Genomic DNA, 26,720 nt, shown 5'->3' with positions numbered 1-26,720 from the left:
TTTAGAATCTCAAATAACCAAACGCGGGACAGAATCTTAGATTCTCAATCTAGCAAATGCGCGGGAGGAGCTCACCCTTTGGGGTTTCTAAATAACGTCTTGCACCATAAATGCTTTCGCATATCACGCCTTTTGCTTTATCACTCACCACCTCACCAATGCAACTTGCCAACGGATTAAAACGTTGCAAAATCTCTAGTGCCCTTTGCGCATCATCGCAATCCACAGCGAGCAAAAAAGTCCCCTCATTTGCCAGCTCATAAGGCTCAAATCCCAGAATCTCGCAAATCCCCACTACCTCATCGCACACTGCAATATCCTTTTCACGCACAAGCAGTTCGTATCCCTTGAAATCCGCCCATTCATTTAGCACGCTCGCAATGCCTCCGCGCGTGGCATCACGCATACATTGCACGCGCACACCAGATTCTATCAACGCACGCACGACTTCCTTTAAACACGCGCAATCGCTTTTCAACGCACTTTGTAACGCCAACTCTTCTCTATGCGCCAAAATCACACCCCCATGCCTGCCAATATCCCCACTTAAGAGGATTTTCGCGCCGACTTTGAGATTAGCCGTATTTAGTGGAGTATTAAAAAATCCGCCAACGCACGCAGTATTAATAAAAATCTTATCCACGCTCCCACGCGCTAAAACCTTCGTATCTCCACACACAATCGCCACGCCCGCATTTTGGGCAACTTGTTTCATCGTGCGTAAAATGCGCTCCAAAACTTCTAGCTCCAAGCCCTCTTCTAAAATGAGCGCACAACTCAAAAACTGCGCGTTTGCGCCAACCATTGCCAAATCATTCACACTTCCACACACCGCGAGCTTGCCGATATTTCCCCCGCTAAATTCAATGGGACTCACCACAAAACTATCAGTGCTAAAAGCAAAGGATTCTTGCGTGCTTATCTCAACCCCTTGCGCGCAAAGCTTATTTGTGCGCAAAGAATCTAGCATCAAAATCGCGCTATCATTTTGTGCGCGCAAAATTTCATTGTCAAAAATCCTAAAAATCAAATCATTAATAAGTGCGTGCATTTCCTCACCACCACCACCGTGCGCCAACAAAACCCTTTGCATTAACCTAGTCTCCTTTTTTCGTATTTGTAGTATGCCGCGCACGCACCCTCACTGCTTACCATACAACTTCCTAGCGGATTTTGTGGTGTGCAGGATTTGCCAAAAAGCTTACACTCAAAAGGCTTTGCGCGCCCTTTGAGAATCTGCGGACAAAGACAGGCTTTGTTTTCTTTGGTGGATTTTACCTTGCAATCAAGCACTTTCCTTGCGTCTAAAAAACTAAATTCCTCTTTCAATTCTAGCGCACTTTGCGGGATTACACCAAGTCCGCGCCACTCAAAATCACACTGCTGAAAGTAGCGCGCAATTAAACCTTGCGCCTTGATATTACCCTCTTTTTTCACCACACGCGCATATTGATTATATACAAGTGCGGTGTTGTTATTTGCCTGACGCACGAGATTTAACACAGAATCTAAAATATCTAGTGGCTCAAATCCACTCACCGCAATAGGCACATCAAACTCCCGCGCAATAGGCTCATAAATCTCACTACCCGTAATCACGCTCACATGACTTGGCGCTAAAAGCGCTTCAATCTCGCACTCCTCATCTGTCAAAAGCGCACAAATCGGCTCTGGCACGCGCACGTGATTAATATGAAAAAGCACATTTTTTATATCCATTTGCAAGACTTTCTCCACCAAAAGCGCGCTCATAGGCGTAGTCGTCTCAAAACCAATGGCAAAAAACACGACTTGTTTTTGTGGATTTTCCTGCGCGATTTTTAGCACATCTAGTGGCGAATACAGCGCGCGTATGTCTTTTCCTTGCGCGCGTAAGCTTAGGAGAGAATATTTGCTTCCTTTCACACGTAACATATCTGCAAGCGTGCAAAAAATCACGTCTTCTTTTTGCGCGAGAGCCAATCCCTCATCAATGCGCGCGCGTGGCATCACACACACAGGACAGCCCGGACCATGCAAAAACTCTATATGCTCGCCCACAAGGTGCTGTAAGCCAAATTTCATAATGCTATGCGTATGTCCGCCACACACTTCCATAATGCGTAATTTGTGCGTAGATTCTGCAATGATAAGCCTACTTAAGGCTAAAAGCTTGTCTTTGTTGCGAAAATCATTGATTAAATCCATAGACTATTCCTCTGGCGGGATTACGCCGCTTTGCATATCATCTGCGATTTTTTGATACAGCTTGAGGCTTTCTTGCGCGTATTGCGTGTCAATCTTTTCCATCGCAAAGCCCACATGTATCAGCACAAAATCCCCAACTTCCACAGGCTCTGCTATCAAATCCAAGCTCACCCCACGCCTAACACCAAGCGTTTCAACAATAGCAAAATTATTCTCATCTATTTCTAACACCTTAGAAGGTATGCTAAGACACATTTTTTCTCCTTAGTTTGCGTTGCAGTATTTGTAATGCGCGTAAGATTCTAGTAAATCTCGCTTTTAAGCCCTGCTTCTTGCAACTTTTTATTTAAAAACACAATCCACTGCTCTAAACCTTCTTTGCTTTTAGAATCTAGCGCGATACATTCTACTTGTGGATTGAGCTTTTTTGCCTCCTCTTTGACTTCTTGCAGATCAAAGTCAAAATGCTCTAAAAGCGCGCATTTTGTCACCACCACGCAATCTGCACGTCTGAACATCACAGGGTATTTTGCCACCTTATCAGCACCCTCTGGCACGCTTAAAAGCACGACATTAAGGTGCGCGCCCACATCATAGCTCGCCGGACACACGAGATTCCCGACGTTTTCTACAAACACAATATCTAGGGAATCTAAATCCAAATACTCCAATCCCCTACGCACTTCTAGCGCATCTAAGTGGCAAGTCTGCCCGGTGGTGATTTGATACGCGCTTGCACCAGCATTTTGGATTCTCTGTGCGTCTTTATTTGTCTCCAAATCCCCTTCGACCACGCCAAGCCTAAAGCCACCATACTCGCGCCCACACTTTATCGTGGATTCTAAAAGTGTCGTTTTCCCCGCACCAGGTGAGCTCATAAGGTTGATACATAGCACCTTGTGTTTTGCAAGCATTTCACGATTTAGCTGCGCTTCCTTGTCGTTAGCAGCAAGGATTTTATCAAAGATATTGATGGATTTGGTGGTTTTAGATTCTTGCATTGTTACCCCTTGTGTTGATTTTGTAAGATTGAGATTCCATAATATGCCTGTCCAAGCGCGATTGCGCTATCATTAGTGCAAGTTTTGTGCGGGATATAGTAGTGCAAATGTTTTGATTCTAGATTAGAAATCGTGCGCTCAATCAATGCTTTATTCTGGAACACGCCGCCACTTAGCACAGCTGGCATTTTGTAGCGCTCACTCAAAGTGGCAATGAGTTTGGCAATACCATTAATAAAGCCTGTCGCAGCAACTTGTGGCTTATCAATAAGCGCCTTTTCAAACACATTTTTGTAGGTGATAATCTCTACTTTACCACGCCTACACAGGCTAAAATCATAGCACACATCTAAATTCTTATCATACAAAGATTCTAAACGCATAGGCGCCTGTGCTTCAAAAGTTATAGAATCTAGCCCGCACACAAGAGAGGCAAACGCATCAAAAATGCGCCCAAGCGAGCTTGTGTAGAGCCTAGAGCGCGTATGAGCTTTAAGCAAATTTTGTAAATATATAGCTTCAAAGCGTGCATAAAATTGTGGTGCTGGGATTTTGTAATGCTCTAAAATACTTAAGGCGAGATGGTTAATGTTTTTTAAACTCTTTTCCCCACCAATAAGTGCAAAAGGCTCAAAATGTGCCAAGCGTGTGAAATTCTCCCTATCACATTGCAAAACTTCACCGCCCCAAATGTTGTAGGCTGGTGGATTTTGCAATGCCATCTGATCGGAGTGAGAATCTTCCCCATACCCCGTGCCATCAAAGGCAAAGCCAAGCACCTCAGATTCTAGCTCATATTCGCTCATCACGCTTAAAATATGCGCGTAGTGGTGTTGTAGTCTTAGAATTTTTTCATTCAAACGCTCAAAATGCCTCGTGTGTGAAAAATGTGGGTGTAAATCTGCCACAATAAAATCAAAAGATTCTATGCCGTAGCTTTTTTTAAAACGTTCCAAGGTGGTAAAAAAGCGCTCCTGTGTAGCAAGCGTCTTCAAATCGCCAATATAGAGAGAGTGAATCATAAGCCCGTCTTTATACATCACAAAGGTATTTTTCAGCTCCGCACCAAGTGCTAGAAAACAGCCTTTTGGAGCTTGTGGGCTTTGTGGATTTTGGGGATAAAGCCACACCTCCGGCTTTATTCCACGCGATTGGCGTATCCACTGCACTCTTTCACCCACTACAAACGCAATACTCTCATCACTAGGATTGCAAATCTCTCTATCATAATCAAGCGCATAATCCCACACATAATGCAATTTGCCTAAATCCTCAAAACGCGCGATGATAGGTTCTGCACTGATATTCGCACTTGTAGCTACAAGCGGAAAATCAACAAACAAAAATAACGCCAAATGCAAAGCACTAGGCGCTAAAAAAATACCAACTTCATTTAGCTCTGGTGCGATATTTGGCGCAAGGGCAGAATCCGCTCTTTTTTTCACAAGCACAATTGGTTTAAAAAGCTCGTGCAGCAGCGCGGATTCTCGCGTGTTTATATGCGCAAACTTCTCTGCCATTGCAATATCTTTGCACATAATAGCCAAGGGCTTATGCGGACGTATTTTTCGCTCGCGCAACGTTTTTACAGCGTGCGTATCTTGTGCATTACACATAAGGTGAAATCCGCCAATACCCTTAAATGCGATAATCTTGCCCTCTTTTAACTTTTGAGCACAAAGCTTAATGGCTTGTAAATCCTGCGCTAAATTTACGTCATTTTCTAGCGCGTCATTTGAGCACAAAAACGCCCGCGGTCCGCATTCATTGCAAGCGATAGGTTGGGCGTGGTAGCGACGATTGAACGCATTTGTGTATTCAGCCTTGCAAGATTCGCACATATTAAAAGCGCTCATCGTGGTATTTTCCCTATCATAAGGGAGTTTTTCAATGATTGAGTAGCGCGCCCCGCAATTAGTGCAGTTGATAAAAAGATGGTGATAGCGACGATTTTTGGCATCATAAAATTCTGCTTTGCATTCCTCACAAATCCCACTATCTGGGAGAATCACCGCTTGCAAGGTATCATTTTTACAAGAATTTATTATCTCAAAGCCATTGCAAGTTTCATCGCTTTGTCTTTTTTTGATATGCGTGATTTTTGCTAAAGGGGGAAGATTGTTTTGCAAAAAATTAAGGAATTCCTCACAGCGCGCCTCGCTTTCACACAGGAGCAATTCCACGCCACGCGCGCTATTGCGCACGCGCCCATTTATACCAAATTTATGTGCGCTTGTGTAGATAAAAGGGCGCATACCAACGCCCTGCACGCTTCCTTGCAAAACAAAACTAAAACTCAAGAGGATACCTTTGGCTTATGCGCGCAATTTTGGTGTGCTTGAGCACAAGATTCGTAAGCGTTGGGTGGCTAAAAAGTGTGCCAAAAAGCACTAAGTGCGTAATGTCATATTCAGATTCTAGCTTGTCGCTAAAATCGCTTAGGAAAAGTGCTAGAGATTCAATGCAACCAAACGCGATATTCCCCTCACTCGCACCCGCTAGGCGAAAACTAAGTGCAGAACGTATCACACGCACGCAATCAAGCTCATTTGTATCACGTAGTTTAAAATCAATCCTTACGCCCTTATTTCCCTTTATGCTACCATAATCACGCGCAAGCGCAAAAAAATCGCCTTCAAATTGAAGTATTTTTGCAAGCGCAAAAAAAAGCGTGTAGAGATTATCTACCTTTATAATCCCCTCCCTTGCAAACTCCCCGCGTGGTAGCTCAAAAGCCTTTTGATAATTTTGCAAAAGACGCTCCCCGCCCTCGCGTTTTTTTAATTCCTCATAAATTGCATCAAAACTACTAGGAAGCGGGACTTTGAAAACCAAATAATCCTTATTTTGCTTATTTGCAAAGATATAATCCCTTTTTTGCATACTAAAAAATGCGCGCGCATAAGGAGCAGATTCTTTAGATTCCAAAAACTCATTTTTTATAAGCTCCCAAAGTGCGGTATTTTTCTCTTTGCTTGAATCCAAAAATGCAGAAGTTTTAGAATCTAAAAACATCATTCCTTGCGTGATGACAAAGCCATTTTCCAATTGCGTGATACGCAAAGAGCGCGCTTGGCTTTTAATGCCTAAAAAATTTATCCCCTCTTTGTAAAGTACCTCACACACGCACTTTAAGCTCAAATCCCAGCACGCGCGCACATCAAAAAAAAGTGGCGCGCTTAAAGTGGCATTTCTAAAAATCGCATTTAAACGCAGTGAAAGAATTGGCTTCTCAAAACTCGCAAGGCGCATAAGGCTCGCCTCATCACAAACAAACATCTTTGCAAGCGCACTCAAATGTGTCGGCACGATATAATCACAAGAAAAATCGCTAAAAATGCAAAGCGAGTAATCACCAAACTCCGCGCTTTTGTTTTGCAAAATTGTTTGCGTGAGGTTTTTTACAAGCTCATCAGACGCGTGAAAGCCAAATTCATTTGTGCCAGATTCTACGCCAAAGGGGGTGAGATTGGCATTTTTCAGATGGGATTGGATTGGAAAATCCTTAGATTCTCTTTTTTCAAAATTTAAATGCGTGCCTTGTGGCAAATGCCTCGCAAGCGCGACTTGAGTATCTCGCAAAAAAAGCAAATGCGGAATCTTGCTAGCCAAAATATCGCTAAAATCCTCTAAACTCTTTTTGTCTCCTTGTGCATAAAGCTCTATTTTGTCTCCTTGTGTGTGGATAAAATAGGGGATTTGACACTTTTGCGCCCAAAAATTTAAGAAAAATTCCAAAATTTCTACACTGCCAAAAATCTCAAAACTAAAGCAAAGTATTAAATTGTGTGTTTTTCCACTCATTGGCTGCCTTTTGTATGTCAAACTCTGCGATTTTCTCGCATTTTATATCAAGCTCGGAAAGGTATTTTACAAGCGTCTTTTCCATCACCTTTGCCCCTTGCAAAAGTGCCTCGCTAAGCGCAAAGCTCATAGGTTCAATGCGCTGTGGTACAATAGCAAGGATTTTTGTAGGTGGTCTGTCTCCGAGTAAATCCATCATTTGCAGGGTTTGAAGCATTTCAACTTCGTGCGCACTCCCTGAAAACTTCACAAAATGTGGCATCGCCTCAAAGTCGAAAAAATACACATCACCAAGCGCACCATCATCAGATTCTATACAATCCACGATAATGGCTTTATCAAACTCCGCAATTATGGGGCTTAGATGGTTTGCCAACGTGCCACCATCAATGAAACTCACGCTATGTACACTAGAATGTATCTTGTATGCCTTTTCAAACGCACGCACAAAATGCACGCCAGCGCCTTCATCGGCAAAAAGGACATTGCCAATGCCCAAAATTAGGATTTTCATTTTGCTCCTTGCAATTATGTCACTTTCTAACAACAATAGCGCGTAAGCGCAAACCGAGTATGCAGGGCAAAATCCCTAAAATTTGCCTTGCACAATCTTTCAATCAGAATCTAGCGCAACCTTTTAAAATGTTGTTGTTAGGTTTGGGGATTACGCACACACAAAAAAAAGGGAAGCAAAAAGCACTTTGAAGCAAAAGTGCGCAAATGAGCCTCCCCCTTGTCCTCTGTAAAAATAAATTTTAAGAATCTAAGTGGGATTAAGCGAAAGATTTTGAAAATATAGAATCTTTGCAAAAAAGATTCTAAAAAGTCAAAATCCTAAAAATTGGAAAAACTGCGGAATCTAACGCTTTTTATTGTATTTATACCCACTCACAATCGCATCGACTGCCCCGTCTTTCCCACGCACAGCGTTATAAATCGCCATATACACATGCACGCACACAAACACCACAATCACCCACATAGCAATATGGTGGATTATCCGCACATTTGCCAATCCGCCAAACCACGACTCAACCACGCGCATAGGCGCATACAAAAGCCCACCAAGTCCCTCGTGATAAACATTCACATACAACACAAGCCCGGTTAAGATAATCAAAAAAAGCGCGACATAAAAAATCACATACGAGCCAAACTGCAAGGGATTATATACGCCTTTTAAATGCGGGTGCTTAGGGCTTAGAAGCAAATAATACTTAAGTTGCGCGATTAATATCTTAAAATCTAGCGCATCACGCATACTTACGCGCTCTAAGTGACTTTGCTTATCAAAAAAGAAAAGATACACCTTAAAGATAAAGCACCCAAGCAATACAAATCCAGCGATTTGGTGTGCTGCGCGCCATTTGGCATTCATAAAGTTTGTCGGCTCCGACGTAATAACGGGGCTTACAAATACATACGCTATGTAAAATCCGCTCACTATCAGCACCGCAATCGCAATGGCTCTAATCCAATGCGTCAATCTCACGCCGATAGAAAACTCATAAAACGCCTCACGTTCCAGGTTTTTCTTAGATTCTAAACTTTTAGTCTTGCTCATTTTACGCCTCCTTTATACGAGGTTTGGATTGACTTTGTAGCTACTTAGCTCATTGCCTTTTGTATCCATCACATGCACCGCGCACGCGATACAAGGATCATAAGAGTGGATTTTGCGGATAATTTCTAGCGGCTGTTTCAAATCAGCGATTTTTAACCCAATAAGGCAGGCTTCATAGCTTCCCATTTGATTTTTAGAATCTTTTGGACTTGCATTCCACGTGGAGGGTACCACCGCTTGCCAATTTTCAATCACGCCATTTTCAATCCTACACCAATGACTCAAAAGCCCTCTAGGCACATTTCCGATAAATCTGCCTTTGTAGCTTTTATTTTTATCAATCACATAGCGCGCGCAGGTAGAATCATCGATTTTGAGATTCTCAACCAACGCATTGAAGGCTTTTAGTGCATTGTCTGCGATGATTTTTGCTTCTATCATACGCGTAGCTGTTCTACCAAGCGTAGAGAAAACCGCGCCTAAAGGCAAACCGCTTGCTTTCAAAAACTCATCAACCACCGGCACGACATTTTTATTTCCTTTCGCGTAATTTACCACGATGTTCGCAAGTGGTCCTACTTGCATAGGTAAGCTGTTGTAGCGCGGGGATTTAATCCAGCTATATTTGCCAGAAATATCAAAAACCTTACTAGTTTCCATCTTTCCTTGTGCGTTAAGCGTTTGCATTTCTTTTAAGCCCGTGTAGTTTGGATTTGTCTTACCATCATATGGGTGCAACGGCTCAGAATCCGCATACCACGAGCTTGTCGCTTCCTCAGTAATCAGCTCTTCATCAATCTCATACACCTTGCTTACATCGCCATTAAGGATATAACCACTTTCAAAGAGAAACTCATTTACACCCACTTGGAAATCCCTATGCGTGATGAGATTTGGCACACCCACATCATTAAGCACACTAGGCTCTTTTGCATACGCACTTCCAGCCATTAGCAAATCCGCGTAATACGCGCGATTGACAAAATCCGCCATTTCTTGAAATTTCACCATATATTCGCCCAATCTTGCGGGATTTTGCAAATCCATAACACAAGTAACGCCACCAACGGTGAGGCTTTGAGGATGAGGATTTTTCGCACCAAAAACTGCCATAGCCTGCGCGATGACACGTTGCAAGCGCAAACATTCTAAATAATGGCTAAGTGCGATAAGGTTTTGCTCTGGGCTCAAATGATAGGTAGAGTGCCCCCAATACGCATTTGCGAACACGCCAAGCGAGCCTTTTTGCGCGAAAGCTGCAACTTTTTCTTTCACAGCCTTCAAATGATCCGCCCCACACGCATAAGGTGTGGAACTCCACTTAAATGCCTCGTCGCTTGCCTTTCTCACATCAGCCTTAAGCGCGCTTAAAATATCCACAAAATCAAGCGCGTGAAGTTGATAAAAATGCACCGGGTGATCGTGAAGGAAAAGCGCGGCGTTCATTAATGTGCGCGTCAAAATGGCGTTGAGAGGCGGTGTGATGCCAAGTGCATTTTCCACCGCTTCAATACCTGCGCGATAATGCGAGAAAGTGCAAACTCCGCAGATTCTCTGTGTCAAAAAGCCCGCATCTCTAGGATCACGCCCTTTCAAAATCGTCTCAATCCCCCTCCACAAAGTTGAGCCACTGTAAGCTTGCTTCACAACATTATTTTCATCAACAATAACTTCAACCCTCAAATGCCCTTCAATCCGCGTGATTGGATCGACTATGATTCTTTGTTCGCTCATCTTTTATTCCTTTCAAATTAGTATCGTCTGCGCTGAAATAGATTCCGCTTCGCTATTCCTTAATATCACCTACAAGAGCAAAGCCCCTGACAAGCTCCGCTTCAGCTTCGTTGCACTTCGCTTACGCGTGCATATTTTGCCATTTTTAGCTGTTAAGATTGTAAGATTCTCTAATGTTTTTTGATGATTAAAGAATCTATTCCACATCGCACAGATTCTTAAGAATCTGTGCGCTCTTGTGTATCCTCTTTTGCCACTGCGCTGGAGAGCACGGCGTGTGCGGCAATGCCTATGCCGGTGAGTGCTAGCACGCCTATGCCAATTTTATCTGTTATCGCATCTGCACCCAAACCGCCAAAGGTGCTTTGGAAAAGCCTATCTCCCAAAGGCTCTTCAAAAGTTTTCATCGTATCCCAAAAATTTGGCTCACTGCAACCTATGCAGCCGTGTCCTGCTTGGATTGGCCAGCTTGTATGTGAGTTAAAGCGTTCTCTACTGCAATTATTAAAAGTATATGGACCCTTACAACCCACTTTGTAGAGGCAATAGCCATTTTTCGCGCCATCATCACCAAACTCCTGCACGAACTCGCCCGCATCAAAATGCCCCCTACGCTCGCATAAATCGTGGATTCTCAATCCATAAGCCCATTTTGGGCGATTATAAACATCAAGTTTTGGTAATGTTTTAAAAAGCAAGACATTCAACACATTTCCCACGATATTTTTCTCACTCGGCGGACAGCCGGGCACATTTATCACGGGCTTATTTGTGATTTTATGTAGTGGTTTGGCGTTTGTTGGATTTGGATTAGCTGCTTGTATCCCGCCAAAACTCGAGCATGTGCCGATAGCAAAAATCGCGCTTGCATTTTCACTCGCGTGGATTGCGATTTCGCGTCCAGTCTTTGCGTGCGCGCCAACGGTTAAGAAATATGCGCTATCGCCATCAGGTATGCCACCTTCTACCAAAAGCACATATTTGCCCTTGTGTTTTTCTATCGCGTTTTCAAGATTCTCATCAGCCTGCCAGCCAGAAGCAGCCATAATGGTTTCGTGGTATTCTAAGTTGATATGATCAAAAATGAGGCTATCAATCGTAGGCGTATCCGTGCGCAAGAGGCTTTCGCTACAACCGGTGCATTCAGCCATATGTAGCCAAATAACAGGCATTCTATCAGCCATTTCAGCCGCACGCGCGATACTTGGGATAAAAATCGAGGGTAAAGACAGCATCGCAGCCATACCCCCAGCCCATTTCATAAAGTCCCTGCGTGAAAATCCGTGCTCTTGCAAAGTCTGCATAATCGAAGTATTTTCTCTAATCTTTGGAAGCTTTTCTAGCTCGTCAAGATGTTTATTTATGCGCTCTAGCAACTTTTCTTGTGTGTAATCACTCATCTTGCCCCCCCCTTATTAAGTTGATATTACCGCCATAAAGACCACTCAATTATAAGCTAAAAAACATACAAAAAGCACCCAGAAAGCAGAAATACAAAAAAATTTTTACTAAACTAAACAATTTAAGGAGTTTCTTATATTCTATAATTCTATGCTCGAGTGACGTTGCTGCTTGTGAAATTTTGGGAATCCAACTAGCCTTGTTTGGACTATGAGAAGAGTTTTCATTGCTTCGTTGTTGCGAGCAAAGCAATAAAAAATCGTGCTTAGCATTTATTTTATGGAGAAATCCAGCTATTAAAAGACTAAATTGTGCAAGTGGTGTTTGCAAGGCGAGTCCTTGCAAATGGTGATTGTTTGGAAGTCGTCTATTGCTTTTGCTTGCCAGCGATGATAAAGCGCAGGGCATTTAGCTTGATAAAGCCCTCGGCGTCTTTTTGATTATACACACTATCCTCTTCAAAGGTGCTATACGCCGCGTTGAAAAGCGAGTTTTTAGATTCCCTGCCTAGCACGCTTACATTGCCTTTATAAAGCTCTAGGCGCACACTACCTTCCACACGCGCTTGCGTCTTGTCAATAAGTGCTTGCAATGCCTCGCGCTCGGGGCTAAACCAAAATCCATTATAAATAAGCTCGGCATATTTTGACATAATGGAATCCTTCAAATGCGCCGCCTCTCTATCAAGCGTCAAAGATTCTATCGCGCGGTGAGCCTTAAGGTATATCGTGCCACCGGGCGTTTCATAGCAACCACGCGACTTCATACCCACAAAGCGATTTTCCACCAAATCAAGTCGCCCAATGCCATTGCGTGCACCTAGTTCATTTAGTTTTTCCCAAAATTTCGCCGGACTTAGCTTTTCGCCATTTATCGCCACGCCATCGCCATTTTTAAATTCTATCGTGATGATTTCCGCCTTATCTGGTGCGTTTTTGGGACTTACACTCCAGCGCCACATATCCTCATTTGGCGCGATTGACGGATCTTCTAGAATCTGCCCTTCATAGCTGATATGCAAAAGGTTTGCGTCCATTGAGTAGGGCGATTGATTAGGCTTTTTCTCGATTGGAATCCCCGCAGATTCCGCATAGGCAAGTAATTTTTCACGCGAATTAAGATCCCATTCACGCCACGGGGCAATGACTTTGATATTTGGGTTTAGCGCGTAAGCCCCTAGCTCAAAGCGCACTTGATCATTTCCCTTACCTGTGGCACCATGCGCAATTGCATCAGCACCCACATTTTTGGCGATTTCTACCAAACGCTTGGCTATCAGTGGGCGCGCAATGCTCGTGCCTAGCAAATATTCGCCCTCATAAATGGTGTTTGCACGAAACATAGGAAATACAAAATCGCGCACAAACTCTTCCCTCAAGTCCTCAATAAAAATATTTTCTGCTTTGATTCCAAGCTTCAAAGCCTTTTGGCGCGCTGGCTCGACTTCCTCTCCCTGTCCAATATCCGCAGTGAAAGTCACCACTTCGCACCCATACGCATCACCAAGCCACTTCAAAATCACGCTCGTATCAAGCCCTCCGCTGTAAGCTAAAACCACCTTTTTTACTTGCTTTTTCATATTTGCTCCTTGCAGTGAGATTTGTTAAATTTGCAACAATTTCAACCGCGCATTATAAATAAATTTAAGGCAAAGTTTGTTGAATCTATCTTGGAAACTGCACTTATTATCTACGTGCGCGTTTTTGGCAGACTTCTTTTTGCTTCTGCCTTTGAGATTCTAAGATTTTCAAGGTTGGCGATTTGCACAAGGATTTTCTTTCACTCACCACCAGCCAACAGAGCTTTTGCCCGTGTCAAGTTTAGCAATTTGTGCGAAATCATCGCTATCAAGTGTGAAATCAAAAATATTGAGATTCTCTTTTAAGCGCTCTATTTTAGAGGTTTTTGGTATCACCACTACATCGCGTTGTGTGAGCCAGCGTAAAGCCACTTGCGCGACACTTTTATTGTGTTTTTTGGCAATTTTCATCAAAGTCTCATTTGTGAAAAATCCCTTGCGTCCAGAATCAAAAGGACTCCACGATTGCAACGCACAGCCACCATTTTCGCGCATAAGCTTTTGATATGCGCTGTGTTGTAGGAAAATATGCGTCTCCATTTGATTGACCGCAGGCACAATTTTGCAGGTTTTGATAAAGTCCAAATACGCCTTTTCTCTAAAGTTTGAGATTCCGAGTGCTTTTAGCTTGCCTTGAGTATAAAAATCCTCCATCGCCCTATACATCGCACTTGTCGAGGAAAAATTCCGATGCAATAAAAGCAAGTCGAGATACTCTAGTTTCATCTCCGCCAAAGTCCTATCGATATGGCGCTTTGTCTCATCGTAGCCCATATCATTTGAAATCTTTGTCATAATGAAAAGTTTTTCGCGTGCCACGCCACTTTCGCGCAAGCCCTGCGCCACCTCGCGTTCATTATTATACATTTGCGCGGTATCAAAGAGGCGATAACCAAGCCTTGCAGCTTCTTTGACTATGCCAACGCCAAGCGAGCCAGTGAGCGCATAAGTCCCAAGCCCGATAAGTGGCATCTGTACGTCATTATTTAATGTGATAAATTCTTGATTTACGCTAGATTCTGATGATTTAGCAGAATCTACACCCTTTGCGCCTAAACCTGACAAAGTCCCGCTCAAGCCTAACACCGCGCAAGCTCCAACGCCAACCTTAATAAAATTTCTACGATCATTGCCTTGTTTTTCCATTGTTAAACTCCTTATTTTTGTGCTACACAACAAAATAGTAAAACGTCTTATTCAGAGATTTCTAGCTCAAAATCATCTCTTTGCGCCTTAAGTTTATTGATAGAATCCACTCCGCCTTGCAAGATTCCAAGTCGGATAAGTCCGTTATGTGATGGCTGTTTGTCATAAAAGATTCCGACATTTCCCCAAGGGCTAAAATAAAATAAATCACCAATTTGTGGATTGTAGTTTGCCCCATCATTTGCGCCTGTTTGAAGTCTGCGAGGAATTGAAAATATCTTTTCCTTCCCCGCGTAATCCTCCACTTTTACTCTCAAGGGCAAAAGCTCCAAGAATGATTTCGCACTCTCGGTATTATCCATTTTGACAAGAATTTCTTGTTCGTCAAATCGCAGTTTTATCATACTTTCTCCTTGCAGCATTGCTAATGCCATTAAAAATGCAATTAAAAGTTTCAATATACCTCCTTGTTTTTAGAATCCCCCTTAAAGCCTTTCATCTGCGAGGTTTTATCACATTTTGCAATGCGCTAGATTCCGCTACATTACCCACTAGCAGCACGCCCGCGCCACACGCGCCAAGTTGTGTGTATTTTTTTATTTTGTATTCTTTTATTTTGGTGTTTGAAAATGCAATTATAAAGTTTGACACTTAGTGTTTGTCAAGGGGTAAATAGTAAGAAATGTGATTTTTTGTAAGATTGTTTTATAAATGAAAATAAAAAACTTATAGATTTGCGGTTAATATGTGAGTTATTTTTTTTGGTTGTGAGTTTTTTGAGAAGTTATTTTTACAAGATAGAATCTTGCTCGAATAAAACAAGATTCCCACAAATAAGCCACTCTTTAGAGTTTAATCTCTAAAGGTGCGTTTTTGTTTTTAAAGACTGCTAGGGCAATGAGTGCCGCCACGCACGCCACCATAATATAAATATATCCCGGAATGCTCGCCGCCTCGCCCTGCGCGTAAGAGTGCATTCCTACCAAAAAATAATTCACCCCAAAATAAGTCATCAGCACGCTAAAAAATCCTAGCACACTCGCAGAGGCAAAAATAAGTGGCATATTTTTAAACCCGCAAAATCGCAGGTGCAAAATAATCACATACACACCAATGCTAATAAGTGCCCAAGTCTCCTTTGGGTCCCAGCCCCAATAGCGCCCCCAAGATTCATTCGCCCATATCGCACCAAGGAAATTCCCAGCAGTGAGCAAAAAGAGTCCAAATAGCATGCTCATTTCATTAATCGCGCTAAGTGAGAGGATAGAATCTTCGATATTTTTACGCTTTGATGATCGGAGTGTAAATAAAACAAGCGTGATAATCCCAAGCACAAAGCAAAGCCCCAGAAAGCCATAACTCGCGGTGATAACGGAGACATGGATATTGAGCCAATAGGATTTTAGCACGGGGACGAGATTGCCAATTTGTGGATTCATATCGCCTAGATTTGCCACAAAAAGCGTGATACCGGCTAAAAAGGACGCCGAGCAAAGTGCAAGAGAGGACTTTCTAAAAAACACCACGCCAGAGAGTGCCGCCGCCCACGCGATGTAAAGCATTGATTCATACGCATTACTCCAAGGTGCGTGCCCACTCACATACCAGCGGACAACAAGTCCGATAGAATGCAGGATAAAGCAGAGTGCGATGAGTGTGTAAAAAGTGAGCTTAAACTTTTTATTTACTGCTTTATTGCGTAAAATTGCGATGAGCGTGATGATAAAAAGCCCAAAGCCAAAGATTAAATAAGGAAAAGTTAGTTTTTCAAATGGACGCGTTTTATTAAGCCAAATCTCTGCTTTTATCCTACCATGTGAAATTAGTAAATCACTACCATACTCTTTTTGATACTCTTGCAAGAGTTCTAAACCTTTGTAGCCAAGCTCCCAATTATTTTGCTCCACACCGAGTAAAAATCCACGCGAGAGAGATTCTGCGATTTTATACACGCGCGCGTAGGTCGCATTGTCTTTTTCCATCACCGCTTTGACAATCACGCTATCAACATCATACCAATCTTGCACATTTTCTTTTACATCAGGTAGCACGCGCAAGGCTTTTGTGGAATAAATCAACCCAAAAACATAAAGCTTTTCGTTAAATTCGATCACATCTTTATCAAAGGTATTTTGTTCTTTGAGGGGTTTTTGATTTGCGCGCTCTACATAGTTTGCAAGAACATAAGTACCATCAGGCAAATACGCATCAATGGGCGCGATATACGCCTTTTTAGGATCATTACCTAGAAGTTCGCGCAATTCCGGACTTTTGCTTTTTAAGAGTTTGACTTCCCTAAAATATTCAGGTGCGATAAGGATTGCTAAAAAAAGCTGCGTGTTGCTAAGTCCTAAAAAGTGGTCCTTGCCTGTCATTTTGTGGATATAATCCGCTGCAATAGTATCTAGTGGCTTAATGCGCCCATCAAAATCCTGCATTAACACCTTGCCAAAATCCTCGCTAAAGGCTTTGGAATTTTTCTTTATAAGCTCGATAAATTGTGCAACTTCCTCTTGTGTGGGCTTTTGTGAATGATGATTGGAATCTTGTGAGGCTTGCTGGGATTGTATGTTTTGCGTGCTTTGCTCTCTTTGTGTATTTTGAGAATCTAGCGCATTTTGCGCATAGGTGGTTTGCGGTAAAAGACTAAGGCAAAGTAATACACTCGCGCACGCAAGGCTTGATTTTGATTTCACAAAACGTGCTAAGGCATTAAAACGCGAATTTTTATCAAAAAGTAGCCAAATGCAACTAAGCATTAAAAGTGCATAGCCAATGTAGGTTGGGAGCTTGCCGGGGTCATTATTGACAGATAGAATCGTCCCGCTTTCATCTGGGAAATACGAGCTTTGAAAAAAGCGATAACCGCCATAATCCAACACATTGTTCATAAAAATCTTTGCCTCTTTTTGCGTATTATTTGCGCTATCTTCGACTTTTACAAAAGATGCGTAAGATGAGGGCATTTGCGAACCCGGATAGCGATCAAGCACAAATTTATCAAGATAGATTTTAAAAGGAAGCGCGATAATCTTGCTCCCCCAACCGATGATGAATACTTTTTCGCCAATTTCTGTGTGAATCTGCTCTGGAATATCGCCAAGTTGGGATTGGATAATTTCAAGCTTTGTGGCGTTTTCCCACTCTTCTTTTCCCACACCAAAGAGTTTATCAGACAAAGTAAGTTTTTCTTTAGATTCTAAAATTTCAAGCTCTAACGTTGTGTAAGGCATACCAAACTCGCTTTCTTTGTGCTCCAATGCGCCAAATTTTAGCAAAAACTCTTTGTCAAAAAGATTGAGAATGTAATATTTGCGCGCTGGAGCAATCATCTCAATTTCCACGCCTTGAAATTGTTGTGTGCTCTTGTCAAAAGCTTGAATAATGAGGTAGGGCTCACTTGAGTAGATTCTATTTGAGCTTTGTTCATTTTTTATCGGCATTGTGCCTTCAAATCCCATATAGCGCGTAACTCCAGCGCCAAAAATAATAAGGATAAATGAAAAGTGAAGTGCGAGTGAGGCGTATTTTTTGCGTTGCCACGATTTTGAAGTGAGAAAACAGCCAACAAGACTAAGCAGTAGCCAAATATGAAGCATCTCAAACCACCAAGTCCCATACACACTTGCGCGCGCTACAAGCGAGCCTTGTGCGGATTCTATAAAAGTCGCGACACCACAAGCTATGGCATAAATCGCAATCAAAAGTAGCACCAAAGGCATATTGGCAAACAACAGGACAAGCGTGCGTGCAAACGTGGAATTTTTCATTTTCTCTCCTTAAAAGTTGAGGTGGTGTTATCGCGCATTTTGCTATTGCGCATTTTCTACAAGCTTAAAAAGTTCATCTGAAAGTGCATTGAGGGAATCTTTTTGCACAATTTTAATGTCTTTTATACGCTCTAAAAGTGCCTTAAACTGCGCTGGCTTCAAAAATCCCGGATAGGCAAAAAACGCATTTCCCAAAGAATCTGTAAAGATAAAAGTCGGCGTTGGACGCACTTGATATTGTTTGGCTAAATCAAGCGTTTGGATAAACACGCTTTTTTGTGGCTCATTTTTGTCATCGCCAAACTTCACCTCGTGCGTTTTGGTGTAATCAATATTAATATAATACGCCGAAAAATCTTGTGCCAAAAGCTCTTTTGTTTCAGAATCTACTTTGAGATTATCTTTAAATTTATCGCAATAAGTGCAGTTATTTTTGCCAAAAACAAGCACAAGAGGCTTGCTATCTGGTGTGATAAGCTTTGTATCTAAAAAGACATCTTCTAAACCTGCATAGCTTGCTTTATCAAGGGATTCTATCTCTTGTATGCGCGATTGTGGCGTACCTTTGGAATCTGAAAACTCGACTTTAGAATCCTCACACCCCAAAAACAACACCCCAAATAGCGCAAAAAATACGCAATAAAACACTCGCAATTTATGAAATCTCAAAGCCTTTTTCACTTTGTAAGCCCCCTTTTATTTTTATAAATTATTTTTTGCAAATCTCTAAGAATCCTACCTAGAATCCTGCGCCAAAATTCACACAAGATTCTGAGTAGATTCCTCCACCATATCTACGATAAATTGCGCAAACTCGCTACTATCATTAAAGCAACTTGCTACGCGAAAATCTTTAATACCATTTTGTTGCGCTAGATGCTTGCATTCAATAGCAAGCTCATAGTCCGTCTCAGAATTATCAATCGTAAAAGACAGCGGGAAAATCAACACCTTGTCGTTTTTCAAGGACTTAAGCACTTCTTGCGTGGCCGGACCAATCCACTTAATAGGTCCGATTTTTGATTGATAAGTAAGCAAAATATTTTTAAAATGCAGTTGTCGTGTATCAAGCATTTCTTTGAGCATTGCGAGATTATGCTCACATTCTTGCGGATAAGTATCGCCTTTTTTTACAAGGCTCTGAGGCAGGGCGTGAGCAGAAAGTATAAGCGTGAAATCCTTAGAATCTACGCCATTAAGGGCTTTTTTGATATGTGAGATGATAAGCTTATTATATCCATAATGTGAAAAGTAACGCTCAATCACCTTGATTTTTGGGGTGAATTTTAACTCGCTTAGTGCTTGTTGGATTGAGACAAGGGAGGATTTAGTCGTGGTGGTGGAATACTGCGGATACATACTAAAAAGCACGAGCGAGCTAAAATTTTGATTCTGTAAATCCGCAAGCACATCTTTTGCAAATGGTGGCGTATAGCGCATACAATAGGTATAAAAGCGCGCAGAATCTAGCGCGTTAAGCATATTTGTGAGATTGAGCGTGTGAGTAATAATTGGCGAGCAACCGCCGATAGCTTGATAATTCCTCTTTGCTTCCTCTAGGCGTTTGTTTGCGATGAAATTTGCGAGATTTCTACGAAGGAAATTATTGCGAATCCCCAAAATATGCGGGTCGTTAAAAAGCTGCTTTAAAAAACCCTCAACCTCATACAAACTATTTGGTCCACCCATATTAAAAAGTAGCACAGCTTGTTTTGACATCTTTTTCCCTTATCTTTCCCTGAATCTGCTCGTTAAAAAAATTTTGTAATAATAGAATTTTAAAGTTAATCTTACCCCACAAGGACGCACATCTATGGAACCAATAGAGCAATTTACGCATTTAGATACATCTATGCAATCTCTCGCACTTTTGGAATCTTTACAAGGGCTTGTGTTTTACCACAAAATTTTCGCATTTTTTTTCATCGTGCCAATTGTGCTCAATCTCTATCATCTTTTTTTTCATAAAAACCTTATTCAACTTAATAAAAGGATTTGGTATTGTATGCCTTTAATCTTTTTTCTCTTTTCTGTCGCGCTTTTAAGCGGGCTAAATATCATTCTTTTTAGTCCGCAGAGTTTTGGCTTTGGTACTATTTTGATGAGCATGTTTTGCTTTCTTGTGCTTGTTGGCGAGATTATGCGCATAAAAATACTAAAGATTGCTAAAAGGACGAGTTTGGAAGCGATGCAAAGATATATCAAATTTGCAAAGATTCTCTATTTTTTGGAAGCGCTTTTTTATGCGCTTATTTTACTTGTGTGTTTTGTGTAATGCGCTTTTTGTATGATGTATGCGCTGGCAAAAAAGAGCTAACTTTGGAGGGGGAATCTTATACGCATATTTTCAAATCGCGCCGTTGGCAGAAAGAAAAAAATCTTATCCTTTCAAATCTAGCCGATGGGAATCTATACGAATACAAAATCACCACGCTTTCACGCAATAAGGCACGTTTAGAGCTTGTGGATTTTGTGTGTGAGCTAGCAAATGGTGCAGATTCTAGCTCAAATGCGCGCACGCATATCATTTGGGCAGTTGTAGATTCTAAAGTAATTGAAAAAACCTTGCCTTTTTTGAATGAATTAGGTGTGGGGAAACTTAGCTTTTTTTACGCGGATTTTTCACAAAAAAATATTGTGTTAAATGAGATGCGCCTGCGCAAGATTCTTATCCATTCTTGCGAACAGTGCGGAAGAAATGAGCTTTTAGAGATTGAATTTTTGCCAAGCTTGCAAGCAGTGTTGCAAAAATATCAAAATATTATCGCGCTTGATTTTCCAGCCCCTACACTAGATTATGTGCTTAAAACAATGAGCGTGCGTCCGAGTGTGCTTATCGGTGCAGAGGGAGGCTTAAGTGAAAATGAGCGCGCACTCTTACAATCTTCCAACACCACACGCGCGCAAATCAAGCACACCTACACCTTAAGAAGCGAAAGCGCGTGTATTTTCACCGCAAGCATTTTGGGATTTGCAACGTTTTAACACCATTCTAATAAATCTCTCACCTGTGATAAGATTTATGTAATACCCACATTAATACAATCAATTTTAAAAATAAAACAAAGACAGAATCTAAGGATTTATAAAGTGGATTTGCGAAGTTGCAGTTAGAGAATCTAAGAAGTTGCTAGGGCTTTAAACCCCAGCTTGCAGTAAAATTTATTTTTTGCCTACTAAATCTTTTAGACCTTTACCCGGTCTGAATTTAGGAACACGCTTTTCTTTTGTAGTGTAAGTTTTGTTTGTGCCGGGCACTTTACCTGTTTTTGCTTTTTGCACAGCAGTTTCAAATTTACCAAAACCTACTAGTTCAACGCTTTCTTTTTTAGAAAGTGCTTTGCTTACAGCTTCAGTAAAAGCATTTACCGCCCTTTCAGCGTCTTTTTTGGTTTCAAACTTGCCCGCAGTTTTTACCAATTCTACGAAATCAGCTTTGTTCATAACAAACTCCTCGAATGAAAATTTTTTAAAAGGCGCGTGCATTTTAATAACTTTTTTTTACAAAGTCAAGAATTTAGGCACATTTCGGGCTCAAGCGACAAATTTTATCAATTATAAAGCCCTATTTTAGCAACTATGTGAAAAATTTTTGCTCGCCAAATGCGCAATTTTGGCTATTGAAACTCTTTTATCAAAAGCTTTGCGCGCTAAAATATATTTGACATTTTAGAAACTTAAGATAGAATCCCCCCCCGTTTCATAGACTCGCAAAATCTCAAATCTTAAGGATACAATAATGGCAATAGATGAAAGGCGGCAGAAGGCTATTGACCTTGCGCTCAAGCAAATTGATAAGGCTTTTGGCAAGGGTGCGCTTGTGCGCTTGGGCGACAAGCAGGTAGAAAAAATCGATGCAATCTCCACAGGCTCGCTCGGGCTTGATATGGCGCTAGGCATTGGTGGTGTGCCAAAGGGGCGCATTATTGAAATTTATGGACCAGAATCTAGCGGTAAAACCACGCTTTCTTTGCAGATTGTCGCAGAATGCCAAAAAAATGGTGGCATTGCGGCATTTATCGATGCAGAGCACGCGCTAGATGTGTATTACGCAAAAAATCTTGGTGTGGATACAGAAAATCTCCTCGTCTCTCAGCCAGACAATGGCGAGCAAGCACTTGAAATCCTAGAAACGCTCACAAGAAGCGGTGCAGTGGATTTAATCGTGATAGATTCCGTAGCTGCGCTCACGCCACGCGCGGAAATTGAAGGTGATATGGGGGATCAGCATGTGGGCTTGCAGGCACGCCTTATGAGCCATGCGTTGCGTAAGATTACAGGGATTTTGCATAAAATGAACGCCACGCTAATTTTTATCAACCAAATCCGTATGAAAATCGGCACTATGGGCTATGGCAGTCCAGAAACCACCACAGGTGGAAATGCGCTGAAGTTTTATGCAAGTGTGCGCATTGATATTCGTCGCATAGCAACTTTGAAGCAAAACGACCAAAATATCGGCAATCGTGCCAAAGCAAAAGTCGTCAAAAACAAGGTCGCACCACCATTTAGAGAAGCGGAGTTTGATATTATGTTTGGGGAAGGTATAAGCAAAGAGGGTGAAATCATCGATTATGGAATCAAACTTGATATTGTTGATAAAAGTGGTGCGTGGCTTTCTTATAAAGATGTTAAATTGGGGCAAGGTAGGGAAAATGCGAAAATTTTCTTGCGCGAAAATCAAAATATCGCACAAGAAATCACAGCAAAAATAAAAGAGCAAATCGGCACAAAAGATGAGATTCTGCCACTGCCTGATGAGCCACAAGATGAAATGTAATAAAAACATAAGGAGTTAAAAATGGTGCATATTAGTAAGATTTATTCACAAGAAGTAATGGATTCTCGTGGGAATCCAACAATAAAGGCAGTCGTGCTTTTGAGCGATGGTACAAAAGCAAGCGCAATCGTCCCAAGTGGCGCAAGCACTGGCAAAAGAGAGGCGCTAGAACTACGCGATGGAGACAAAAATCGCTTTTTGGGCAAAGGTGTACTCAAGGCGTGTGAAAATATCGACTTAAACATAAGCGAAGCACTTGTGGGTGCTAGTCCCTTTGATCAAGGGCTTATTGATATTACGCTAAGAGATTTAGATGGGACGGAAAATTACTCAAAACTCGGTGCAAATGCGACTTTGGGTGTTTCAATGGCAATTGCTAGGGCTGCGGCAAAAAGTCAAAATATCCCTTTGTATCGTTATTTGGGCGGGGCAAATGCGATTGTATTGCCAGTGCCGATGCTAAATATCATCAATGGTGGCTCGCACGCTGAAAACACCGTGGATTTTCAAGAATATATGATTATGCCACTTGGCTTTGAGAGCTTTAGTGAATCTCTAAGGGCAAGCGCGGAAGTGTATCAGAATCTGAAAAAAATCCTAAGTGAGCAAAAGCATATTACAAGTATCGGCGATGAAGGTGGCTTTGCACCAAATCTAAAAAGCAATACAGAGCCAATCGAAGTCATTTTGCGAGCAATTGAAAAAGCCGGTTATAAGCCCGGGAGCGATATTGCCATCGCACTTGATGTGGCAAGTAGCGAGCTAGTCGAAGATTCTGGAATATATAATCTCGCGGGCGAAGGGCGCAAGCTAAGTAGTCAAGAGCTTGTGGAATATTATGTGCAAATGGTGGAAAAATATCCTATCGTTTCAATCGAAGATGGCTTGAGTGAAGATGATTGGGAGGGTTGGAAGTTCCTCACACAAAAGCTAGGTGGTAAGATTCAGCTTGTGGGCGATGATTTGTTTGTGACAAACAAGAAGATTCTCGCGCAAGGCATTGAACAAAATATCGCAAATGCGGTGCTTATCAAGCCAAACCAAATAGGCACGATTACGCAAACAATGGATTGCGTGCGCTTGGCACAACGCAATGCGTATCGTTGCATTATGAGTCATAGAAGTGGGGAGAGCGAGGATTCTTTCATCGCAGACTTTGCTATCGCGCTAAATACAGGCGAGATTAAGACAGGCTCGACTGCTAGAAGCGAGCGCATTGCCAAATACAACCGCCTGCTTGAAATTGAAACAGAGATTTCAAACAGCGAATATTTGGGTGCGAAACTCTTCAAAAAATAAGAAACTTTTATGCAGCTTTTTGACACACCTTCAAAACTTCGGCGATGGTTTGAAACTAATCGCTATTTTTTGGTGGCATTTTGCATCGTACTTGGACTTTTTAGCTATGGTGTGATACTACTTTTTGGCGATATTTCCTTGCGAAGTTTATTAAAGCTAAAATATCAGCAAAATGCGTTCATTGAAGAGATAGATTCTCTGCAAAAGCAAAATGCGAAGATTCAGAAAGAAATTTTTGAACTTAGAGGATTAGAGCCTTAAAATTTTTAGTAATTTACAAGGAGGGAGAGGCTTTGCGAGTTTTTCAGACTTTTGGTGTTTGTCTAAATTATTTAAAAGCAGGCTTTATTTTTTTTAGCTTCTTAAGTCTGTTTGCAAACTTCCTTCACGCGCGCGCTAATCCTTTCGAGCCAGAGATAACACCAAAAGAGGGAATTCACAGCCACAAAGAGTTAAAGAATGAGATTCTAAAAAATATCGATATTGAGTTGCCATCCACCGCACGCATTGTAAAAAAAGTCAGCATTACTTATCAAAACATCGATGGGACGCAGAGTGTGAAAGAAATCGAACTTGAAAAAAGCATCGATTGGCATTATCCTTTACGCCTTTCACAAAATGCCATAGGTGCGCAATATACAAGTGAAAATCGATTTAATCTTGGCGTATTTGAGTTTAATTTCAACGAAAACACCCTTTTTATCGTCACAAAGCGTAAAGTTCTCCGCAATTTTCTTTTACCCGCACCTTATCGCATAGTGCTTGACTTTGATGATTTAGACAAGGCGCTAAATGAAAATCTTGCAGTGGATAAAAAATATTTTAAAAGCATTGCGCTTACAAGCCACGATGATTTTTACCGCATTACTTTAGAGCTTGATGGACAATATGACTATGACTTGCAAGCACAAAACGACGGCTATTTGCTCCGCTTAAGATAATCCACTTAACACAATCCGCGCGCCATAGATTCTAAGCTATTCAAACTGCTTGGCTAAATTTGTCACTTCATTGACATCCAGCCTTACGCCGCCATTTTCAGAATCTGGCTCAAAGCGCGTCTGTGTATGCGCTATATTCTCTCCATCACCTCTATGCTTGTCTTCAAAGCGCGTGAAGCGTTTATTAAACTGCACATACACGGACTTTGTCTCGCCATTGCGGTTTTTTGCCACAATGATTTCGGCAGGCTCGATTTCTTTTTCTTGGTATTCAGGCTTAAACTCCTTTTCCTTACCCTCTTTTTTCAAGCGCGCGAGACGCTGCTTATCATCGTGCTTTTGATACACATCATCGCGATACAAGAAAAGTATCATATCCGCATCTTGCTCAATCGCACCAGAATCCCGCAAATCTGAAAGTATAGGGCGCTTATCATCGCGAGAATCTAAACTTCTGCTAAGCTGGGAAAGCGCGATAATTGGGATTTCTAACTCACGTGCAAGTGTTTTTAGCCCGCGTGAAATATCGCTCACTTCTACCTGCCTACCTTGATTCCTATCGCCTATCATAAGTTGCAAATAATCCACAATCGCAATACTAATATTTGGATTATGACGTTTCAATCGGCGCAGTTTAGAGCGTAGCTGCGCGATATTTAGCATACTGCCATCATCGATAAAAAGATCTTTTTGACTTAGAGAATCCGCAGAGATACTTAAATCTTCCCATTCTTTTTCTCTCAAATCCCCTCTACGCAAGGACTGCAAGGGAATTGAAGTGAGCGCACTTAGCATTCTTAGCATAAGCTGTTCAGAAGGCATTTCAAGGCTAAAAATCGCCACGCCATTATCAGAGTTCAAAATACTTTGCGCGATATTGAGTACAAGCGCGGTTTTTCCCATTGATGGGCGCGCACCAATGATAATAAGATCACCTTTATTAAAGCCCGTTGTCAGCATATTTAAATCGTGAAATCCTGTTGTAAGCCCGGTTAGCACTTGGTTTCCGCGCGCTTTAAGATTCTCTAAATGCTCAAGTGTTTTCACCACGACTTCGTGAGAAGATTGAAAATTGCTACGCGTGATATTTTCAAGTGAGATTTCGCTCATTCTGCGCTCGATTAAATCCATAATTTCTTGGGATTTTTCCGCACTTTCAAGAGATTTTTCACGCAAAATATTTGCCAACTCGCGCAAATCACGCTTGATTGACGCTTCTTTTATCTCTCTTACATACGCCTCGATATTTGCAATCGGGTTAATACTCGCAATTTCTATAAGCTCATTTTCATTGATTTTCCCAGCGGAACGTTGTAGCAAAATTTCAGAATCTAGCGGCAACTCAAGCTTTTCGCATTCCTGCATAAGCTCAAAAAGCAATTGGTGGCTTTTGAGTGAAAAATCGCGCGCTTTTAGCACGCTTGCAATATCCTCAAAATTGCTAGGTGCAAAAATAATTGACGAAAGCACCGCCTTTTCAATTTGTATAAGGGTGTTTTGGTTTTGCATTTATC

Annotated in this window: 25 protein-coding genes; 6 read left to right on the top strand and 19 right to left on the bottom strand. The window is 41.7% G+C overall.

The features are described 5' to 3' along the window. Window positions 1-49 precede the first annotated feature (49 nt). From hypE to hemH, 17 genes are all read right to left on the bottom strand, one after another. The gene (gene hypE, locus A3217_RS02655) at window positions 50-1,093 is read right to left on the bottom strand and encodes a hydrogenase expression/formation protein HypE (protein WP_066387609.1); all 1,044 of its coding nucleotides are present in this window, start codon (window positions 1,091-1,093) and stop codon (window positions 50-52) included. Next, the gene (gene hypD, locus A3217_RS02650; protein ID WP_066387608.1) at window positions 1,093-2,187 is read right to left on the bottom strand and encodes a hydrogenase formation protein HypD; all 1,095 of its coding nucleotides are present in this window, start codon (window positions 2,185-2,187) and stop codon (window positions 1,093-1,095) included. Before hypD ends, hypE begins: the two co-directional genes overlap by 1 nt. Window positions 2,188-2,190: 3 nt before the next feature. After that, entirely contained in the window at window positions 2,191-2,442 is a 252-nt protein-coding gene (locus tag A3217_RS02645; RefSeq protein ID WP_066387606.1) for a HypC/HybG/HupF family hydrogenase formation chaperone, read from the bottom strand. Between the two features lie 47 nt (window positions 2,443-2,489). Beyond that, on the bottom strand, window positions 2,490-3,188 hold the full coding sequence (gene hypB, locus A3217_RS02640; protein ID WP_066387604.1) for a hydrogenase nickel incorporation protein HypB: 699 nt from the start codon (window positions 3,186-3,188) through the stop codon (window positions 2,490-2,492). A gap of 2 nt (window positions 3,189-3,190) precedes the next feature. Further along, on the bottom strand, window positions 3,191-5,488 hold the full coding sequence (gene hypF, locus A3217_RS02635) for a carbamoyltransferase HypF (RefSeq protein ID WP_231860270.1): 2,298 nt from the start codon (window positions 5,486-5,488) through the stop codon (window positions 3,191-3,193). After that, window positions 5,478-6,992 (bottom strand): hypothetical protein, encoded by a 1,515-nt coding sequence (locus tag A3217_RS02630; protein ID WP_066387603.1) that lies wholly within the window; start codon window positions 6,990-6,992, stop codon window positions 5,478-5,480. Before A3217_RS02630 ends, hypF begins: the two co-directional genes overlap by 11 nt. Next, window positions 6,955-7,506, bottom strand: a complete 552-nt coding sequence (locus tag A3217_RS02625) for a HyaD/HybD family hydrogenase maturation endopeptidase (protein ID WP_066387601.1) — start codon at window positions 7,504-7,506, stop codon at window positions 6,955-6,957. Before A3217_RS02625 ends, A3217_RS02630 begins: the two co-directional genes overlap by 38 nt. Before the next feature lie 345 nt (window positions 7,507-7,851). Further along, a complete protein-coding gene (cybH, locus tag A3217_RS02620; protein ID WP_066387593.1) occupies window positions 7,852-8,556 on the bottom strand; it encodes a Ni/Fe-hydrogenase, b-type cytochrome subunit in 705 nt (234 codons plus the stop codon). Window positions 8,557-8,568: 12 nt separating this feature from the next. Then, entirely contained in the window at window positions 8,569-10,290 is a 1,722-nt protein-coding gene (locus tag A3217_RS02615) for a nickel-dependent hydrogenase large subunit (RefSeq protein ID WP_066387591.1), read from the bottom strand. Between the two features lie 218 nt (window positions 10,291-10,508). Next, window positions 10,509-11,690, bottom strand: a complete 1,182-nt coding sequence (locus A3217_RS02610) for a hydrogenase small subunit (protein ID WP_066387589.1) — start codon at window positions 11,688-11,690, stop codon at window positions 10,509-10,511. Window positions 11,691-12,058: 368 nt separating this feature from the next. After that, window positions 12,059-13,270, bottom strand: a complete 1,212-nt coding sequence (locus tag A3217_RS02600) for an argininosuccinate synthase (protein ID WP_066387585.1) — start codon at window positions 13,268-13,270, stop codon at window positions 12,059-12,061. Window positions 13,271-13,474: 204 nt separating this feature from the next. Further along, complete coding sequence (locus A3217_RS02595; protein WP_066387583.1) at window positions 13,475-14,416, bottom strand: aldo/keto reductase; 942 nt, start codon at window positions 14,414-14,416, stop codon at window positions 13,475-13,477. A gap of 47 nt (window positions 14,417-14,463) precedes the next feature. After that, a complete protein-coding gene (locus A3217_RS02590; RefSeq protein ID WP_066387581.1) occupies window positions 14,464-14,874 on the bottom strand; it encodes a cyclophilin-like fold protein in 411 nt (136 codons plus the stop codon). A 37-nt stretch (window positions 14,875-14,911) separates the two neighbouring features. Further along, window positions 14,912-15,067 carry a hypothetical protein gene (locus A3217_RS08955; RefSeq protein WP_156471830.1) on the bottom strand — a complete coding sequence of 52 codons (156 nt, stop codon included), beginning with the start codon at window positions 15,065-15,067 and terminating at the stop codon, window positions 14,912-14,914. Between the two features lie 194 nt (window positions 15,068-15,261). Further along, window positions 15,262-18,186, bottom strand: coding sequence for a cytochrome c biogenesis protein (locus A3217_RS02580; RefSeq protein WP_231860269.1), 2,925 nt, complete (start codon window positions 18,184-18,186; stop codon window positions 15,262-15,264). Between the two features lie 42 nt (window positions 18,187-18,228). Continuing rightward, window positions 18,229-18,867, bottom strand: coding sequence for a thioredoxin fold domain-containing protein (locus A3217_RS02575; protein WP_066387574.1), 639 nt, complete (start codon window positions 18,865-18,867; stop codon window positions 18,229-18,231). Window positions 18,868-18,945: 78 nt separating this feature from the next. After that, on the bottom strand, window positions 18,946-19,905 hold the full coding sequence (hemH, locus tag A3217_RS02570) for a ferrochelatase (RefSeq protein WP_082807853.1): 960 nt from the start codon (window positions 19,903-19,905) through the stop codon (window positions 18,946-18,948). A gap of 94 nt (window positions 19,906-19,999) precedes the next feature. On the opposite strand from hemH, the gene A3217_RS02565 reads away from it, so the two are divergent. Further along, window positions 20,000-20,461 (top strand): hypothetical protein, encoded by a 462-nt coding sequence (locus A3217_RS02565; protein WP_231860268.1) that lies wholly within the window; start codon window positions 20,000-20,002, stop codon window positions 20,459-20,461. Window positions 20,462-20,469: 8 nt separating this feature from the next. Next, on the top strand, window positions 20,470-21,171 hold the full coding sequence (locus A3217_RS02560; protein ID WP_231860267.1) for an RsmE family RNA methyltransferase: 702 nt from the start codon (window positions 20,470-20,472) through the stop codon (window positions 21,169-21,171). Between the two features lie 177 nt (window positions 21,172-21,348). Here the strand turns inward: A3217_RS02560 and A3217_RS02555 are convergent, their stop codons facing one another. Further along, window positions 21,349-21,630, bottom strand: coding sequence for an HU family DNA-binding protein (locus tag A3217_RS02555; RefSeq protein WP_066387564.1), 282 nt, complete (start codon window positions 21,628-21,630; stop codon window positions 21,349-21,351). Window positions 21,631-21,925: 295 nt separating this feature from the next. Here A3217_RS02555 and recA point away from each other — a divergent pair, with 295 nt between their 5' ends. The 4 genes from recA to A3217_RS02535 are packed head-to-tail and all read left to right on the top strand — an operon-like array spanning window position 21,926 to window position 25,206. After that, the gene (gene recA, locus A3217_RS02550) at window positions 21,926-22,966 is read left to right on the top strand and encodes a recombinase RecA (protein WP_066387559.1); all 1,041 of its coding nucleotides are present in this window, start codon (window positions 21,926-21,928) and stop codon (window positions 22,964-22,966) included. Between the two features lie 21 nt (window positions 22,967-22,987). Next, window positions 22,988-24,265 carry a phosphopyruvate hydratase gene (gene eno, locus A3217_RS02545; RefSeq protein ID WP_066387558.1) on the top strand — a complete coding sequence of 426 codons (1,278 nt, stop codon included), beginning with the start codon at window positions 22,988-22,990 and terminating at the stop codon, window positions 24,263-24,265. Window positions 24,266-24,274: 9 nt separating this feature from the next. After that, window positions 24,275-24,526, top strand: a complete 252-nt coding sequence (locus tag A3217_RS02540) for a hypothetical protein (protein ID WP_066387557.1) — start codon at window positions 24,275-24,277, stop codon at window positions 24,524-24,526. A gap of 32 nt (window positions 24,527-24,558) precedes the next feature. After that, a complete protein-coding gene (locus A3217_RS02535) occupies window positions 24,559-25,206 on the top strand; it encodes an AMIN domain-containing protein (RefSeq protein WP_066387554.1) in 648 nt (215 codons plus the stop codon). Between the two features lie 36 nt (window positions 25,207-25,242). Here the strand turns inward: A3217_RS02535 and A3217_RS02530 are convergent, their stop codons facing one another. Next, entirely contained in the window at window positions 25,243-26,715 is a 1,473-nt protein-coding gene (locus A3217_RS02530) for a replicative DNA helicase (RefSeq protein ID WP_066387551.1), read from the bottom strand. Window positions 26,716-26,720: the final 5 nt, after the last annotated feature.

Origin of the sequence: Helicobacter himalayensis, from assembly GCF_001602095.1 — a bacterium.
Classification (GTDB): Bacteria; Campylobacterota; Campylobacteria; order Campylobacterales; family Helicobacteraceae; genus Helicobacter_F; species Helicobacter_F himalayensis.
The sequence above is the reverse complement of the archived record's forward strand: the minus strand, read 5'-3'. Positions and strand labels throughout refer to the sequence as shown.

Coding starts and splice junctions, on each gene's coding strand:
- hypE (WP_066387609.1), bottom strand. CDS start 1,093: ATGCAAAGGGTTTTGTTGGCGCACGGTGGTGGTGGTGAGGAAATGCAC.
- hypD (WP_066387608.1), bottom strand. CDS start 2,187: ATGGATTTAATCAATGATTTTCGCAACAAAGACAAGCTTTTAGCCTTA.
- A3217_RS02645 (WP_066387606.1), bottom strand. CDS start 2,442: ATGTGTCTTAGCATACCTTCTAAGGTGTTAGAAATAGATGAGAATAAT.
- hypB (WP_066387604.1), bottom strand. CDS start 3,188: ATGCAAGAATCTAAAACCACCAAATCCATCAATATCTTTGATAAAATC.
- A3217_RS02630 (WP_066387603.1), bottom strand. CDS start 6,992: ATGAGTGGAAAAACACACAATTTAATACTTTGCTTTAGTTTTGAGATT.
- A3217_RS02625 (WP_066387601.1), bottom strand. CDS start 7,506: ATGAAAATCCTAATTTTGGGCATTGGCAATGTCCTTTTTGCCGATGAA.
- cybH (WP_066387593.1), bottom strand. CDS start 8,556: ATGAGCAAGACTAAAAGTTTAGAATCTAAGAAAAACCTGGAACGTGAG.
- A3217_RS02615 (WP_066387591.1), bottom strand. CDS start 10,290: ATGAGCGAACAAAGAATCATAGTCGATCCAATCACGCGGATTGAAGGG.
- A3217_RS02610 (WP_066387589.1), bottom strand. CDS start 11,690: ATGAGTGATTACACACAAGAAAAGTTGCTAGAGCGCATAAATAAACAT.
- A3217_RS02600 (WP_066387585.1), bottom strand. CDS start 13,270: ATGAAAAAGCAAGTAAAAAAGGTGGTTTTAGCTTACAGCGGAGGGCTT.
- A3217_RS02595 (WP_066387583.1), bottom strand. CDS start 14,416: ATGGAAAAACAAGGCAATGATCGTAGAAATTTTATTAAGGTTGGCGTT.
- A3217_RS02580 (WP_231860269.1), bottom strand. CDS start 18,186: ATGAAAAATTCCACGTTTGCACGCACGCTTGTCCTGTTGTTTGCCAAT.
- hemH (WP_082807853.1), bottom strand. CDS start 19,905: ATGTCAAAACAAGCTGTGCTACTTTTTAATATGGGTGGACCAAATAGT.
- A3217_RS02565 (WP_231860268.1), top strand. CDS start 20,000: ATGGAACCAATAGAGCAATTTACGCATTTAGATACATCTATGCAATCT.
- A3217_RS02555 (WP_066387564.1), bottom strand. CDS start 21,630: ATGAACAAAGCTGATTTCGTAGAATTGGTAAAAACTGCGGGCAAGTTT.
- recA (WP_066387559.1), top strand. CDS start 21,926: ATGGCAATAGATGAAAGGCGGCAGAAGGCTATTGACCTTGCGCTCAAG.
- eno (WP_066387558.1), top strand. CDS start 22,988: ATGGTGCATATTAGTAAGATTTATTCACAAGAAGTAATGGATTCTCGT.
- A3217_RS02540 (WP_066387557.1), top strand. CDS start 24,275: ATGCAGCTTTTTGACACACCTTCAAAACTTCGGCGATGGTTTGAAACT.
- A3217_RS02530 (WP_066387551.1), bottom strand. CDS start 26,715: ATGCAAAACCAAAACACCCTTATACAAATTGAAAAGGCGGTGCTTTCG.